14 protein-coding genes are annotated in these 15,642 nt (G+C 68.5%); 6 read left to right on the plus strand and 8 right to left on the minus strand.

Annotated features, from left to right (window positions below; translation table 11 throughout):
* Nucleotides 1-117 precede the first annotated feature (117 nt).
* The 4 genes from ACJH6H_RS28780 to ACJH6H_RS28795 all read right to left on the minus strand — a co-directional run bounded on the left by ACJH6H_RS28780 (nt 118) and on the right by ACJH6H_RS28795 (nt 1,758).
* A complete protein-coding gene (locus ACJH6H_RS28780) occupies nt 118-468 on the minus strand; it encodes a hypothetical protein (RefSeq protein ID WP_064858495.1) in 351 nt (116 codons plus the stop codon).
* A gap of 38 nt (nt 469-506) precedes the next feature.
* Nucleotides 507-818, minus strand: coding sequence for a helix-turn-helix transcriptional regulator (locus ACJH6H_RS28785; RefSeq protein WP_061003384.1), 312 nt, complete (start codon nt 816-818; stop codon nt 507-509).
* An 11-nt stretch (nt 819-829) separates the two neighbouring features.
* Nucleotides 830-1,261 (minus strand): SRPBCC domain-containing protein, encoded by a 432-nt coding sequence (locus ACJH6H_RS28790; protein WP_406776302.1) that lies wholly within the window; start codon nt 1,259-1,261, stop codon nt 830-832.
* 65 nt (nt 1,262-1,326) lie between these two features.
* The gene (locus ACJH6H_RS28795) at nt 1,327-1,758 is read right to left on the minus strand and encodes a hypothetical protein (RefSeq protein WP_406776303.1); all 432 of its coding nucleotides are present in this window, start codon (nt 1,756-1,758) and stop codon (nt 1,327-1,329) included.
* Between the two features lie 88 nt (nt 1,759-1,846).
* On the opposite strand from ACJH6H_RS28795, the gene ACJH6H_RS28800 reads away from it, so the two are divergent.
* Nucleotides 1,847-2,377 (plus strand): restriction endonuclease, encoded by a 531-nt coding sequence (locus ACJH6H_RS28800; protein ID WP_406776312.1) that lies wholly within the window; start codon nt 1,847-1,849, stop codon nt 2,375-2,377.
* Here the strand turns inward: ACJH6H_RS28800 and lat are convergent.
* Both lat and ACJH6H_RS28810 read right to left on the minus strand, forming a co-directional pair.
* Nucleotides 2,363-3,694 carry an L-lysine 6-transaminase gene (gene lat / locus ACJH6H_RS28805; RefSeq protein ID WP_406776304.1) on the minus strand — a complete coding sequence of 444 codons (1,332 nt, stop codon included), beginning with the start codon at nt 3,692-3,694 and terminating at the stop codon, nt 2,363-2,365. The two genes, ACJH6H_RS28800 and lat, sit on opposite strands and share 15 nt — an antisense overlap.
* 49 nt (nt 3,695-3,743) lie before the next feature.
* Complete coding sequence (locus tag ACJH6H_RS28810; RefSeq protein WP_406776305.1) at nt 3,744-4,205, minus strand: Lrp/AsnC family transcriptional regulator; 462 nt, start codon at nt 4,203-4,205, stop codon at nt 3,744-3,746.
* Nucleotides 4,206-4,232: 27 nt separating this feature from the next.
* Here ACJH6H_RS28810 and ACJH6H_RS28815 point away from each other — a divergent pair, with 27 nt between their 5' ends.
* The 5 genes from ACJH6H_RS28815 to ACJH6H_RS28835 all read left to right on the plus strand — a co-directional run bounded on the left by ACJH6H_RS28815 (nt 4,233) and on the right by ACJH6H_RS28835 (nt 12,949).
* On the plus strand, nt 4,233-5,432 hold the full coding sequence (locus ACJH6H_RS28815; protein ID WP_406776306.1) for a 2-oxoadipate dioxygenase/decarboxylase family protein: 1,200 nt from the start codon (nt 4,233-4,235) through the stop codon (nt 5,430-5,432).
* The gene (locus tag ACJH6H_RS28820) at nt 5,429-6,970 is read left to right on the plus strand and encodes an aldehyde dehydrogenase family protein (RefSeq protein ID WP_406776307.1); all 1,542 of its coding nucleotides are present in this window, start codon (nt 5,429-5,431) and stop codon (nt 6,968-6,970) included. The genes ACJH6H_RS28815 and ACJH6H_RS28820 overlap by 4 nt, the downstream gene beginning before the upstream one ends.
* Before the next feature lie 15 nt (nt 6,971-6,985).
* Nucleotides 6,986-7,780 carry an SDR family oxidoreductase gene (locus tag ACJH6H_RS28825; RefSeq protein ID WP_406776308.1) on the plus strand — a complete coding sequence of 265 codons (795 nt, stop codon included), beginning with the start codon at nt 6,986-6,988 and terminating at the stop codon, nt 7,778-7,780.
* A gap of 102 nt (nt 7,781-7,882) precedes the next feature.
* The gene (locus ACJH6H_RS28830) at nt 7,883-12,367 is read left to right on the plus strand and encodes an ATP-dependent helicase (protein WP_406776313.1); all 4,485 of its coding nucleotides are present in this window, start codon (nt 7,883-7,885) and stop codon (nt 12,365-12,367) included.
* A gap of 33 nt (nt 12,368-12,400) precedes the next feature.
* Nucleotides 12,401-12,949 carry a hypothetical protein gene (locus tag ACJH6H_RS28835; RefSeq protein ID WP_406776309.1) on the plus strand — a complete coding sequence of 183 codons (549 nt, stop codon included), beginning with the start codon at nt 12,401-12,403 and terminating at the stop codon, nt 12,947-12,949.
* Here the strand turns inward: ACJH6H_RS28835 and ACJH6H_RS28840 are convergent.
* Nucleotides 12,946-14,202 (minus strand): DUF222 domain-containing protein, encoded by a 1,257-nt coding sequence (locus tag ACJH6H_RS28840; RefSeq protein WP_406776310.1) that lies wholly within the window; start codon nt 14,200-14,202, stop codon nt 12,946-12,948. The two genes, ACJH6H_RS28835 and ACJH6H_RS28840, sit on opposite strands and share 4 nt — an antisense overlap.
* A 58-nt stretch (nt 14,203-14,260) precedes the next feature.
* Complete coding sequence (locus ACJH6H_RS28845) at nt 14,261-15,499, minus strand: thiolase family protein (protein WP_406776311.1); 1,239 nt, start codon at nt 15,497-15,499, stop codon at nt 14,261-14,263.
* Nucleotides 15,500-15,642 lie beyond the last annotated feature (143 nt).

Raw genomic sequence — 15,642 nt, forward strand, 5'->3', positions numbered from 1 at the left:
TGCTTCGAATGCGGATACCCACTGGGCACGACAACCTCCCAAATCAATGGATGTTGTCTTGACCGTATGAATCTGCCACGGATTTTTCGCCATCTTCTTCACGTTCGGCGGTCTCGGTTAGAACAGCAGCACCGGCAGGCTCATGGTCAGCACGATGGACATGAGCAAGAGCAGGAACCACCCGGCGCCCTGCCAGGCCCACCAGACCTTGTCGCCCCGCCAGGCCCGGTAGGTCCGAACGAAGGCCCACACCCCGCTGCCGAAGAGGAACAGCGGGCCGGCCAGCGCGAGCACGGTGCGGTACGGCATGCTGCACGCCGCCGTGTCGTAACCACTGCAGTGCCGGACCCAGACGGCCGCCAGCACCATGAACCCGACGCCGAGGCTCCCCATCACCAGACCGAACCGCGCGGCCTGATGCACGCTGGGATCGTCGTCGCGGAATCGATCGGTTGTCGGGCTGAGCATCAATATCACCGCCAACCCCAGTATGCGCCTGGTGGAGGTCAGGGCGCCAGTGGGCCCTCGGCGATCCGTTTGATCGCAGCCAGGCGCCGATCCCATTGTCTGCCAATGGTTTCCAGCTCGGTTCCCAACGCGCTGAGCTTGGCCCCCAGCGCGCGGTAGCGAATCTCCCGGCCCACCTTGACGGGCTCGACCAACCCCGCGTCGGCCAGTACCGACAGATGCTTCGCGATCGCTTGCCGACTCACGGGCAGCCGGCCGGCCAGGGCGCTCGCCGAGAGGTCGTCGGCCCCCAACTCGGTCAGGATGCGCCATCGGGTCTCGTCGGCGAGCACCGCCAGCACCGCCGGCATGCGGGTGTCAGTCACACCGGCGCCTGCAGGTACGTCACCAGGTCGTCGAGTTCCGCGGTCCAGCCGCCACTGTTCTCGGCATGCGCGGTCTGCGGATCGGCCAGGTTCTCGAAGCCCGTCTCGCGCAGGTCGAGCCGGGTGCCGCCGTCGATCTCGGTGAGGTCGAAGCGCACGACAGTCGAATTCTGCGGAGTCGGGTCGGCATCTGTTTCACGGTGGGCCCACCGATAGACCAGCGTGTGCGGCGCCTCGGCGCTTTCGACCACGACGCGGAACTTGCCGTGGGCATTCCAGCCGAAGAACCCCGTGCCGCCCGGGATCGCCTCGAGTTCGGCCGCGTCACCGAACCATTGCGCGATGAGCTCCGCTTTGGTCAGGGCGTCCCAGACCCGCTGGATCGGCGCGTTGATGTCGATGGTGCGGGTGATGTCGAGAGTGTCCATGATTCCCCTTCGAGCGACGGTAAGTGCAACTCCACAGTTGCACACCTGTCACCTTAGTGCAACCCTCAGATTGCACTTGGGGCCGCGGTCCGCGCCTTCAGCAACACGAGCCCGATCGTCCCGAAGATCAGGTTCGCCGCGATCTCCAGAATCGCGGTCACCCACGAGAACGCCGTCACGCGCGCCCACGGCGGCGCGCCCAAGAAGCTGTCGCTGAAGAATCCCCATTTCGGAAGCAGGTGCGCCGCAGTGAATCCCACCGCGCCGGCGTAGCCGATCCCGACGGCCGCCAGCGGCGCCCACCGGTTCCGCTTGAACACCAACGCGATCGTGATCGCCGCGAGAATCAGCTGCAGGGTGCCACCCACCATCACCGCCGGTGGGACGACGTTCATCCCCCGCCGCATGTGGTCGGCGCCGTGCAGCAGCAGCGCGACCGCCAAAAAGCCTGCGGCCCAATCGAAGTTACGTTGCCAATTCCTGGAGTCACCAGTCATACGGATCACCTCTACTACGCACGGTAGTAAACCGACGGCATCCTGTAAAGACCTGTCAGGGGTTGGCCCTACGATGCCTGGCGTGCGGATGAAACTCTTGGGCGCGGCCGGCCTGATATCGGGCGGCGCAGCGTATCTGCACGGCTGGACGTGGGAACCGGCGCTGGCCACAGCCGTCGGCGTGCCACTGCTGCTCGCCGCCATTCCGCACGTCGTCACCGGAATGCGCACCCCGAGCCGCCACGAGGATCCCGTGCACGACATGTCGGGCACCGAGTTCGAGGATTACGTCGCCCGGATCGCCCGGTCCTGCGGCGTCCCCGTCATCATGACCGAGCTGTCCGGCGACTGGGGCGTCGACCTGATCGTCGGTACGCGGCCCAATCGCCTTGCCATCCAATGCAAAAGGCTGTCCCGCCCTGTCGGGCCCGGCGCCGTCCAGGAGGTGGTCGCCGGCGCGCCCATGCAGGACTGCACGCACACCATGGTGGTCACCAACAACGACTTCACGCCCGCCGCAAGGAAATTGGCCGAATTGCACGACTGCACCCTGGTCAGCGGCACCGAGCTGACCCGGCTGCGCGGCTTGATCCGCCAGCAGGTCCTAGAGCGCCGCTAGGACGTCCCGCACCGCCTGGACGGCCTCGTCGATCTCGGTCCGCGACACCGTCAGCGCCGGCCGGAACCGCACGGAGTCGGTGCCACTGGCCAGCAGGATGACATGGTGCTGCCACAGCCGGCGGATGACCTCGTCGCGCTGGGCGGCCGACGGCATGCTGAACGCGCACATCAGCCCGCGCCCGCGCGGGTTGAGTACCAGCGACGGGAATTCGCTTGCCAGGCAACGCAGCTGGCCCACCAGGTACCAGCCCATCCGCACGGCGTTGTCGATGAGGCCGTCGGCTTCGATGACCTCGAGGATGCGACGGGCCCGCACCATGTCGGTGAGGTTGCCGCCCCAGGTGGAGTTGATCCGCGAGCTGACGCGGAAGACGTTGTCGGCGACGTCGTCGACGCGGCCACCGGCCATCACGCCACACACCTGAGCCTTCTTGCCGAAGGCCACCACGTCGGGCGTGACACCCAGTTGCTGGTAGGCCCAAGCGGTTCCGGTCATGCCGACGCCCGTCTGCACCTCGTCGAAGATCAGCAGCGCGTCGTACTCGAGGCACAAATCCCGCATCGCGGCGAAGAACTCGGGACGCATGTGCCGGTCACCGCCCTCGCCCTGGATCGGCTCGACGATGAAGCACGCGATGTCGTGCGGGTACGCCTCGAAGGCCGCCCTGGCCTGACGCAGCGATTCCTGTTCCAGCGCAGCGATGTCCACGCCCGGCGTCACCACCGGGGCGTCGATGCGCGGCCAGTCGAACTTGGGGAATCGGGCCACCTTGTTGGGGTCGGTGTTGGTCAGCGACATCGTGTAGCCACTGCGGCCGTGGAAGGCGCCGCGCAGGTGCAGCACCCGGGTGCCCAGCGCCGCGTCGATACCGCGCGATTCATTGAGTCGGCTCTTCCAATCGAAGGCGACCTTCAGCGCGTTCTCCACGGCCAGCGCACCGCCGTCGACGAAGAACAGGTGCGGCAGCGCCGGGTCCCCCAGCACCCGCGCGAACGTCTGCACGAAGCGCGCCATCGGCACGCTGTACACGTCGGAGTTGCTCGGCTTGTTCACGGCCGCCTGCGCCAGCTCGGCCCGGAAGCCTGCGTCGGTCAAAGCCGGATGGTTCATCCCCAGCGCCGACGACGCGAAGAACGTGAACATGTCGAGGTACCGGGTGCCGTCACGCGCGTCGACGAGATACGAACCACCCGACCGGTCCAGATCGAGCACCAGGTCCAGACCGTCGGTCAGGATGCTGCGCCCCAGCACGTCGCGGACGTCGCGGGCACGGCCCGCCGACAGCCCGTCACCAGAAGTCAGAACAGCGGTCATGCCGCCATCCTAACGCAATATTTACAGTTTCAACGACTCGAAACAGGAACTATTCCGGCAGTGACACCTGATCATCGTAAAAAGTCTGTAAGATGATGGTGCTTCGCGTGCGAACGTTGGCGACCGTGCGGATCCGCTGCAGCAGGCCCTCCAGCGCCCGTGCCGAGGCAACCCGCACCAGCAGGACGTAGCTCTCCTCGCCGGCCACCGAATGGCAGGACTCGATTTCAGGGAAAGGCTGCAGCCGCGCCGGGGCATCATCAGGTTGGGAAGGATCGAGTGGGGTGATCGCGACGAACGCCGACAGCATGTGGCCGACGGCCTCGGGGCTGATCCGCGCCGTGTATCCCGTGATCACACCGCGGGATTCGAGCCTGCGCACCCGCGACTGCACCGCCGACACCGACAGTCCCGCCGCCGTCGCCAGGTGCGCCAGCGTCGCGCGGCCGTCGGCCATGAGCTCCCGCACCAGGATTCGGTCGACATCGTCAAGCTGCTCGGCTTCGGCCATGGCCGGAGACTACCCGCAGGCGTTGCCGTGACGGTTCAGACGTGGGAGCTGCGGGCCGCGTTCGCCGCCGCGCTGTCCCGCATGTACGGCACCGAGGTCCCCGCCTACACCACGCTCGTCGAGGTCAGCACCGCGGTGAACCGCGACTGCGCGACCGACGGTCGGCTCGGCTCCGTCGACCGGGTCACCGCGGAACGGCACGGCGCCATCAGGGTCGGCAGCCCCGCCGAACTCGCCGACGTCGCAGCCCTTTTCGCGGCCTTCGGCATGTACCCCGTCGGGTTCTACGATCTGCGCGACGCCGCCTCACCGGTGCCGGTGGTCTCCACCGCGTTCCGACCCATCGAGGCAGAAGAGCTGGACCGCAACCCGTTTCGGGTGTTCACCTCGATGCTGGCGACCGAGGACGCGCGCTTCTTCTCCCCGAACCTGCGGGCCCGGGTGCAGCGGTTCCTCGGGCAGCGCCAACTGTTCGACCCGGCGCTGATCGCCCAGGCCCGCCGGATCGCCGCCGACGGCTGCCCGGCCGCCGATGCCGACGATTTCGTCCGCCGGTGCACCGCGGCCTTCGCGTTGTCGCGCGTGCCGATCGACAAGCCCTGGTACGACGAACTCAGTGCCGTGTCCGCCGTCGCCGCGGACATCGCCGGCGTGGCCACCACCCACATCAACCACCTGACACCGCGTGTGCTCGACATCGACGAGCTGTACCGGCGGATGACGGCCCGCGGCATCACCATGATCGACGCGATCCAGGGTCCGCCCCGAACTGACGGGCCGCCGGTGCTGTTGCGGCAGACGTCGTTTCGGGCCTTGGCCGAGCCACGCACGTTTCGCAACCCCGACGGCACGGTGTCCGACGGCAGTCTGCGGGTGCGCTTCGGCGAGGTCGAGGCCCGCGGGGTGGCGCTGACCCGCGCCGGCCGGGAGCGCTACGACGTCGCGATGACCGACCAGGAGCACTGGGACCGGTACTTCCCCGCCACCGACACCGAGATGGCGGCCCAGGGCCTGGCCTACTACCGCGGCGGCGATCCCACGAAACCCGTTGTCTACGAGGACTTCCTGCCGGCATCGGCGGCCGGCATCTTCCGGTCGAACCTGGACCGGGACGCGCAACCGACAGCCGCCGACGACACTGGCGACTACAGCCTCGACTGGATGGCCGGCGCCATCAGCCGGCACATCCATGACCCTTACGACCTCTACGAGAAAGCGGCATCATGACCTCTGTGCAGAATCATCTTTTGCCCACCGCCGATCAGCTCCGCGACCGCGTGCGAACCGCGCTACAGGCCGTCGGTGCTCACGTCACGTTGGGTGAGCCCGGCGCCCATGGCCTGCATGCCAGCACGCCCATCACCGGCGAGGTGCTCTTCACGCTCCCGGAAAGCAGCGCCGGGGAAACCGACACCGCGATCGCCGAGGCGGCCCAGGCGTTCACCGCCTGGCGCACCACCCCGGCACCGGTGCGCGGTGCGCTGGTGGCCCGCCTGGGAGAGCTGCTCGTCGAGCACAAGGCCGACCTGGGCACGCTGGTGACCATCGAGGCCGGCAAGATCACCTCCGAGGCACTCGGCGAGGTGCAGGAGATGATCGACGTCTGCCAGTTCGCGGTCGGTCTCTCGCGCCAGCTCTACGGGCGCACCATCGCCTCGGAACGGCCCGGGCACCGGCTCATGGAGAACTGGCACCCGCTCGGGGTCGTCGGCGTCATCACCGCGTTCAACTTCCCTGTCGCCGTCTGGGCCTGGAACACCGCCATCGCGTTGGTGTGCGGCGACACCGTGGTGTGGAAGCCCTCCGAACTGACCCCGCTGACCGCCGTCGCCTGTCAGGCGCTGCTGGAGCGTGCCGCGGCTGACGTCGGGGCGCCTACCTCCGTCAGCCGACTGGTGCTGGGCGGCCGCGACATCGGCGAGCAGCTGGTCGACGACCCCCGCGTCGCGCTGCTGAGCGCGACGGGATCGGTGCGGATGGGGCAGGAGATCGGCCCGCGGGTGGCCCAGCGGTTCGGCAAGGTGCTGCTGGAGCTCGGCGGCAACAACGCGACCATCGTCACGCCGTCGGCCGATCTCGATCTCGCGGTGCGTGGCATCGTGTTCGCCGCCGCCGGGACCGCAGGCCAGCGGTGCACGACGCTGCGCCGCGTCATCGCGCACCACAGTGTGGCGGACACGCTGGTGCAGCGGATCGTCACCGCGTACCAGAGCCTGCCGGTCGGTGATCCGTCCGTGGAGGGCACCCTGATCGGGCCGCTGATCCACGAGCGGTCCTACCGCGACATGGTGGGCGCGCTGGAACAGGCGCGCGCCGAGGGCGGCGAGGTGACCGGCGGTGAGCGGGTGCAGCTGCACCCCAGCTCGTACTACGTGACGCCGGCGGTGGTCCGGATGCCGGGGCAGACCGCCATCGTGCACCAGGAGACGTTCGCGCCGATCCTGTACGTGCTGACCTACGACACCCTGGACGAGGCCATCGCCCTGAACAACGCCGTACCGCAAGGCCTTTCGTCGGCGATCTTCACCACCGACATCCGGGAGGCCGAACGCTTCATGGCCGCCGACGGGTCGGACTGCGGCATCGCCAACGTCAACATCGGCACATCCGGCGCGGAGATCGGCGGCGCGTTCGGCGGCGAGAAGCAGACCGGCGGCGGCCGCGAATCCGGCTCCGACTCGTGGAAGGCGTACATGCGCCGGGCCACCAACACCGTCAACTACTCCTCGGAACTGCCGTTGGCTCAAGGCGTGCAGTTCGGTTGAGGTAGACATGAGCCCGTGAAGATCGAAGGTGCGGTGGCTGTCGTCACCGGAGCGGGCTCGGGCATCGGCAGGTCCATCGCGACGGCGCTGGCCGCCGCGGGCGCGTCGGTCGTGGCCGGCGACATCGATGCCGCGGCCGCCGCCGAGACGGCCGCAGGCTATGGCGGTGTCGGTATCGGCGCCGACGCGTCGTCGGTCGACGGCATCGCGACGCTGCTCGACGCCGCCCGCGAGGGGTACGGACCCGTCGACATCTTTGTCGCCAACGCCGGCATCACCGGCGAACCGGGATTGGGCGACGACGAGGCCGCCTGGGACCGCATCATCGACATCAACCTGCGCGCACACATCCGCGCCGCCAAAGCTGTTGTGCCCGAATGGATTGAGCGCGGCGGCGGGCATTTCGTCGCGGTGGCCTCGGCCGCCGGGCTGCTCACCCAGCTCGGCGCGGCCGGGTACAGCGTCACCAAGCACGCCGCCGTCGGCTTCGCGGAGTGGCTGAGCATCACGCATGGGGACCAGGGCATCGGCGTCAGCTGCGTCTGCCCCATGGGTGTGGACACGCCCCTGCTGCGCGGCATGACGGACTCCCCGGACGCCGCGATCCGGGTGGCCGGCAATGCCGTGACCCACGCGGGGAACGTCGTCGGGCCTGATCACGTCGCCACCCTCGTGGTCAAGGCCATCGAGGACGGCACATTCCTGGTGCTGCCGCATCCCGAAGTGTTGGAGATGTACCGGCACAAGGGCGCCGATTACGAACGGTGGCTCGCCGGCATGCGGCGGTATCAGCGCACGCTGAACCAGTGATTTGTGCACGATTTTCCGCGCCAACCGCGGAAAATCGTGCACAGGACGCCCGGGGTTGTCGGACCCACCAGGCAGTATGGACGGGTGGCGCCAATCGACCCGATGGCCCGGTTCAGTGACCTGACCCGGGAGTGGTTCGCGGCTGCCTTCAGCACGCCGACCCCGGCCCAGGCGCAGGCCTGGCAGGCCATCGCCGACGGGCACAACACGCTGGTCATCGCGCCCACCGGGTCGGGCAAGACACTCGCGGCGTTCCTCTGGGCCATCGATCAGCTGGCGCAGGAGCCCACCGACACAAATGGCGTCAAGGGCACAAAAGTCCTGTACGTCTCGCCGCTGAAGGCCCTCGCGGTCGACGTCGAGCGCAACCTGTCGACGCCACTCACCGGCATCACCAGGGTGGCCGAGCGCGTGGGCACGCCGGCACCCGACATCACCGTCGGCGTGCGGTCGGGTGACACCTCCCCGGCGCAACGCCGCCAACTGATCGCGACGCCGCCGGACATCCTGATCACCACGCCCGAGTCACTGTTCCTCATGCTGACGTCGGCGGCCCGCGAGACCCTGGCGACGGTACGCACCGTCATCGTCGACGAGGTGCACGCCGTCGCGGCCACCAAACGGGGCGCACACCTGGCTCTTTCGCTCGAACGTCTCGACGAGCTGCTCGAGAGGCCGGCCCAGCGGATCGGCCTGTCCGCCACCGTCAAGCCGCCCGAGGAAGTCGCCCGGTTCCTGTCGGGAGCGGCCCCCACCAGCATCGTCAAACCACCGGCCGCCAAGACCTTCGACCTGAGCGTCGAAGTACCGGTGCCGGACATGGCCAACCTCGACGGCGGCACCATCTGGCCTGATGTCGAGGAACGCATCGTCGACCTGATCGAGTCACACAATTCGTCGCTGGTGTTCGCCAACTCCCGGCGCCTGGCCGAACGGCTCACCGCGCGGCTCAACGAGATTCACGCCGCCCGTTCCGGCATCGAGTTGCCCAATGAACGCAACCCGCAGGTCGGCGGCGGCGCGCCCGCCAACCTCATGGGTAGCGGGCAGACCTTCGGCGCGCCGAGCCTGCTGGCCAAGGCCCACCATGGCTCGGTCAGCAAGGAGGCCCGGGCGCAGGTCGAAGAGGACCTCAAGAGCGGCCGGCTCAAGGCCGTCGTCGCCACCTCGAGCCTGGAACTCGGTATCGACATGGGTGCCGTCGATCTGGTCATCCAGGTCGAGGCGCCGCCCTCGGTGGCCAGTGGTCTGCAGCGCATCGGCCGCGCCGGCCACCAGGTCGGTGAGATCTCCGAGGGCGTGCTGCTGCCCAAGCACCGCACCGACCTGATCGACTGTGCCGTCACCGTGCAGCGGATGCGCGCCGGCGAGATCGAGACCCTGCAGGTACCCACCAATCCACTCGACGTGCTGGCCCAGCACACGGTCGCGGCGGCCGCTCTCGAACCGCTCGATGCCGACCGCTGGTTCGACGCGGTCCGCCGTAGCGCACCGTTCGCCGCCTTACCTCGCAGCGCATTCGAAGCGACGCTCGACCTGTTGGCCGGCAAGTACCCGTCGACCGAGTTCGCCGAGCTGCGGCCGCGTCTGGTCTACGACCGCGACACCGGCACCCTGACCGCCCGGCCGGGCGCGCAACGGCTGGCGGTCACGTCCGGCGGGGCGATCCCGGACCGCGGCATGTTCACCGTCTACCTGGCCACGGGTGACGAAAAGCCCTCGCGGGTAGGTGAACTCGATGAGGAGATGGTCTACGAGTCACGGCCCGGCGACGTCATCTCCCTGGGCGCCACCAGCTGGCGGATCACCGAGATCACCCACGACCGGGTGCTGGTGCTGCCCGCGCCCGGCCAGCCCGCGCGGTTGCCGTTCTGGCGCGGCGACGCCGTCGGCCGCCCCGCCGAGCTGGGTGCGGCGATCGGCGCCTTCACCGGGAAGCTCGCCGGACTGCCGCGCACCGAGTTCGACGACTACTGCAGCACAATGGGTTTCAACGGCTACGCCACCGACAACCTGTGGCAGCTGCTCGACGAACAGCGGCAGGCCACCGGTACGGTGCCCACCGACACCACGTTCGTGGTGGAACGGTTCCGCGACGAGCTCGGCGACTGGCGGATCGTCCTGCACTCCCCCTACGGGCTGCGGGTGCACGGGCCGCTGGCGCTGGCGGTCGGCCGACGCATCATGGAGCGGTACGGCATCGACGAGAAGCCCACCGCATCCGACGACGGCATCGTGCTGCGGCTGCCCGATACCGGGGAAAACCCGCCCGGCGCAGACATTTTCGTCTTCGAGGCCGACGAGATCGAGCCCATCGTCACCGCTGAGGTCGGCGGGTCGGCACTGTTCGCGTCGCGCTTCCGCGAATGCGCGGCACGGGCGCTGCTGCTCCCGCGGCGCCATCCCGGCAAGCGGTCGCCGCTGTGGCATCAGCGGCAGCGCGCCGCGCAGCTGCTCGACATCGCCCGCAAGTACCCGGATTTCCCGATCGTGCTGGAGACGGTGCGGGAATGCCTGCAGGACGTCTACGACGTGCCGATGCTGATCGAGTTGATGCGCCGCGTCGCACAACGCCGCATCCGGGTGCTCGACGTGCAGACCGCCACGCCGTCGCCGTTCGCCGCATCGCTGCTGTTCGGTTACGTCGGCGCGTTCATGTACGAAGGCGACAGCCCCCTCGCCGAACGCCGGGCTGCCGCACTGTCGTTGGACGCCACCCTGTTGGCCGAGCTCCTGGGCCGCGTCGAGCTACGGGAACTGCTCGACCCGGACGTGGTCACCGCCACCATCCGGCAACTGCAACATCTGACCGAAGACCGTGCCGCGCGCGACGCCGAAGGCATCGCCGACCTCCTGCGGCTGCTCGGGCCGCTCACCACCGAGGAACTCCGGCAGCGTTGCACCGCAAGCGATGTCGAGGCCTGGTGCGCCACCTTGCAAGCTGCCAAACGCGCCGTCTCGGTGACGTTCGCCGGCCAGAGCTGGTGGGCCGCCGTCGAAGACATGGGCCTGTTGCGCGACGGCCTCGGTGTCGCGGTGCCGGTCGGCGTGCCGGCCAGTTTCACCGCCACCGTGACCGACCCGCTGGGTGAACTGCTCGGCCGCTACGCCAGGACCAACGGCCCGTTCACGACGACGCAGGCCGCCGCCCGGTTCGGCCTGGGTCACCGGGTGACCGCCGATGCCCTGAGTCGGATGGTGCTGGACGGCAAGCTCATTCGCGGTGAGTTCACCGATCTGCCGGACAGCGTCGACCAGCAGTGGTGTGACGCCACGGTGCTGAAGATTCTGCGGCGCCGGTCGCTGGCCGCACTGCGGGCCCAGATCGAACCCGTCAGCACCGCCGCGTACGCCCGGTTCCTGCCGGCCTGGCAGCAGTTCGGTGATGCCCGCGGCATCGACGGCCTGGCGTCGGTCATCGAACAGCTTGCGGGCGTGCCGATTCCGGCGTCCGCGGTCGAGCCGCTCGTGTTCGGCCAGCGGGTGTCGGACTATCAGCCGGCGATGCTCGACGAACTGCTGGCCTCCGGTGAGGTCACCTGGTCGGGTGCCGGCCAGATCGGCGCCAACGACGGCTGGGTCGTCTTCCATCGGTCCGACACCGCGCCGCTGTCACTGGCGCCGGGCACCGAGATCGAGTTCACCGACGCGCACCGCGAGCTGCTGGACACGCTGAGCAACGGCGGCGCCTACTTCTTCCGGCAGCTGGCGGCCGAAGACAGCACCGATGCGAAACAGGCGCTGTGGGAACTGATCTGGGCCGGCTGGGTCACCGGCGACACCTTCGCGCCGGTACGGGCGCTCCTCGGCAACGCGGGACGCAAACCCGGTGGATCGCACCGGCAGCGGCAGCAGCGTCCGCCCCGGCTCAGCCGGTACAGCGTCGCCCGGCCGCAGGCCCGCACCGTCGATCCCACGGTCGCCGGCCGGTGGTCGGCCCTGCCACCCGCTGAGCCGGAATCCACGACACGGGCACACTTTCAGGCCGAGCTGCTCCTCAACCGCTATGGCGTCGTCACGCGTGGCGCGGCCGACGGTCTGCCCGGCGGCTTCGCCACCCTCTACAAAGTGCTGACGGCTTTCGAGGAAGCCGGACGCTGCCAGCGCGGGTATTTCATCGAATCCCTCGGTGGTGCACAGTTCGCGGTGGCCTCGACGGTGGACCGGCTGCGCAACTATCTCGACAACGTCGACCAGAGCAGCCCCGATTACACCGCCATCGTGCTCGCCGCCACGGACCCGGGAAATCCCTACGGCGTTGCGCTCCCCTGGCCCGAGGCAGCCGGCCATCGGCCGGGCCGCAAGGCGGGCGCGCTGGTCGCGTTGGTCGACGGCGAGTCGGTGTGGTTCCTGGAGCGCGGCGGAAAATCGTTGTTGTCGTTCGGCGCCACCCCGGAACAACAACGCGCGGCGGCCGGTGCGCTGGCGGAGCTGGTGAGCACCGGTCGGCTGCAGTCGCTGTTGATCGAGAAGGTCAACGGGGAGCCGGTATTGGCCCCTACCCCCGACGCGGCGCAGGCCGAGGTCCACGCCGCGCTTGCCGACGCCGGTTTCTCCCGAACGCCGCGAGGGCTGCGGCTGCGCTAGGCCTCCGGCAAGACGTTCGGCAGTATCGACCGCATGGAAAGTGGGTTGTCAGACGCCGCCATCGCCGCGATGACGCCGGCGCAGCGGCACGAGCTGATCATGCGCTTGCAGCGTCCACTGGATGAAGTGTTCCCGCCCGCGATGGCGAGGAGGATGCGGCGCATCCGGCTGACGGTGATGACCGGCAGCTGCATCGTGCTGATCCCGTGGGTCGTCTACCTCGGATTCACGCTTCCGGACAACTACACGGCGCACAACTGGCCGGCGACCTGGATCGGTTTCGACGGTCTCCTCGTCGCCTTCATGGCCACGACCGCGGTGCTGGGCTGGTTGCGTCGTCAACTCGTGCTGCTCACCGCGTTCACGACCGGGGTGCTGCTGGTCTGTGATGCCTGGTTCGACGTCATGACGTCCGATTTCGGCCACGACTCGACGGTGCCGTTGGTCACCGCGGTATTGATCGAACTGCCGCTGGCGGTGCTCATGATGACCGGCGCCATCCGGATTCTGCGTCTGACCGCGACGCGGCTGTGGTTCCTCGAACCCGGCGCACCGCTGTGGCGGCTGCCGCTGCTGCCCTAGTTGGTCGAGGGTGTGGGTGGTGGTTCGAAGGGTTGGTACCACCACCATTGGGCGCGTTCCCCGGTCGGTCCGGGGCACGGCGGCACATCAGGGCGAGCTGAGGTGGGTGGCCGCGCAAGAGATCCGCCGTCGAGCTGGCGGCCCGCGGCATCGGCGACGACCAGCCGATCAGCCGGCCCGGTGATCGTGATGACCCGCTGGTGATGCAGCCGATGGTGGTACGGGCACACCAGCACCAGGTTGTGCAGTTCGGTCTCCCCGCCGTTCTCCCAATGAATGATGTGATGCGCATGCAAACCGCGGGTGGCCCCGCACCCGGGGACGCGGCAGCAGCGGTCGCGGTGTTCCAGCGCGCGGCGCAGCCGCCGGCTGATGGTGCGGGTGGTGCGCCCGGCCCCGATCGGCTGCCCGTGTTTCTCGAGCCATACCTCGCAGGTGGCGTCGCACAACAGCAGTTGGCGTTCCTCGTCGGTGAGCATCGACCCCAGATGCAAGGTGGCTGTGCGCTGTTCGAGGTCCGCATGCACGACGACGGTGGTGTGCTGCGCATGCGGACGCAGTGCCACGTCGGCGTCCCAGCCGGCCTCGACCACGCTCATGAACGCGTCCACCTGGTTCGGGAACGGCGGTGCCTGCTCCGACACTTGCCCTTCGGTGTCTTCGTGGTCGCGTTTCCAGTCCGCGACCAACGCGTCCTGATGCGACGCCACGGCGGCATCGAACTTCGCCGCCTCCAACTTCGGCAGCCGGATCTTGTAGGTGACCGAGCCGTCATCATGGGTGGTCTTGGCGATCGACCGCTCCGGTTCAGGCGTGGGCTCAGGCTCCGGGCGCGGTTCCAGTTTCACCGCCGTCCGCAACTGCGTGACCGTGGCGGATTCGGCGAACTGCGCGTAGTGCTCGTCAGAACCGTCGGCCGCGTGTTCGGCGACCACCCCGACCTGATCCAACGACAACCGGCCCGCCCGCATCGCCTCCGCGCAGCGCGGGAACTCCTCCAACCGGTGCGCCACCGCCACCATCACTTCCGCATTACGCGGCGAGACACCGGTTTTCCATGCCATCAACGACGCCATCGACCGGGCACCGGTGGCACCCCAGAGCCCGTCCCGGTCGATCTCGGCGGCAATCTGCACCAGCCGCGCGTCGATCGCGTTGCGCTGACCGGTCAGCTCACCGATCTCGGCGAAGTACGCATCCATCCGCTCGCACGGCGACGACTCAACATCGAAAGCCGTTGCGCTGCTGGACATAACACCATCAAACCAGAGGGGTACGACAAAAAATCGCACCCAGTCGCTCGCCTACTCCTCAAGCAGCAGAGGGATTTTCGAGCACAATGGCAACGCCTTGACCCGATCCGACGCAGACGCCGATGGCTCCGTAGCGGGCATTGCGCTCGCGCAGTTCGGTGGCCAGGGTCAGGACATACCGGGCACCGGTGGCGCCGAACGGGTGGCCGATCGCCACGGCGCCCCCGTTGGGTGTGAGCTTCTCGTCGGGCACGACGAATCCGTCGAGCTGATTGGGCAGCTCGCGCAACACCCCGAGGGCCTGCGCGCTGAACGCTTCGTGGACCTCCCAGACATCGATCTGCTCAGGCGTCAGACCGGCACGTTTGATGGCCAGGGGCAGGGCCCACGCCGGTGCCAGCCCCATGAACAGCGGGTCGATCCCGTACACCGCCGAGGACACCACCCGCGCCAACGGCTCGACGCCGAGTTCCGCCGCGCGCTCCCCCGACGCCAGTACCAGGGCGCTGGCGCCATCGGTGAGCGGCGTCGAATTGGCCGCGGTCATCTGGGTCGTACCCGGCTGCGGTCGCAGTGCCGCCAGCTGCTCGGCCGTGGTCTCGTCGCGGATGAATTCGTCGTGCTCGAAAAGCCGCGCCGGCGCCTTCTTCGTCGCGGCGATCTCGACCGGCATGATCTCCTTGGCCAGGCGCCCGGAATCGCGGGCCGCCTTGGCATTTCGCTGTGTGCGCAGCGCGAAGGCGTCGATCTCCTCGCGCGTCAGACCGTAGCGATCAGCCACCTTCTGCGCGGTCTCGATCATGCTGATGTAGGCGTTGCGCGCCAGCAGCGCCGGGTTGGGCGGGCCGCCGGCACCGGCCCACATGGTGTCGAGCAGGATGACCGGCCCGCGCGGCGCGAACGGTGCGTCGCCTTTCATGTAGGCCCAGCCCGATCGCGACATCGACTCGACGCCGCAGGCCATCCCCACGCCCAGGTCGCCGGCCCGGATCGCGTGCGCGACGTTGATCGTGGCACTCAGCGACGAACCGCAGAATCGGTTGATGGTCGTCCCGGCCACGGTGTCCGGGAATCCGGCGGCGAGCGCCGCCCAGCGGGCGACGTCACCCATCCCCTCGTGGGCAGGGTTCACACAACCGGCGACGACGTCCTCGATGGCGCCGAGTTCGACGCCGACGCGTTCGCACGCGCCCTTCATCGTCATGCCGAGGAGGTCATCGGTGCGGATGTGCGACAGCGAGCTGCCGTACCGCGCAAATGGAGTGCGGACACCACCAAGCACAAATGCTTCTGTCATCAGACGTCTCCCGCTCGATGTCGAGCCGAGCGTACGTCGAACGTGAACGTGATCGCGCGGATCTCGGCTCAAAGTCAATCGATTAGTGCAACGTGGCTAGGCGGCTTGGTTCAAGAGCGCGGCTAGGCGTTGGGCTGGGGTGT

The sequence above is a fragment of the Mycobacterium sp. SMC-21 genome, assembly GCF_045310825.1.
GTDB lineage: Bacteria > Actinomycetota > Actinomycetes > Mycobacteriales > Mycobacteriaceae > Mycobacterium.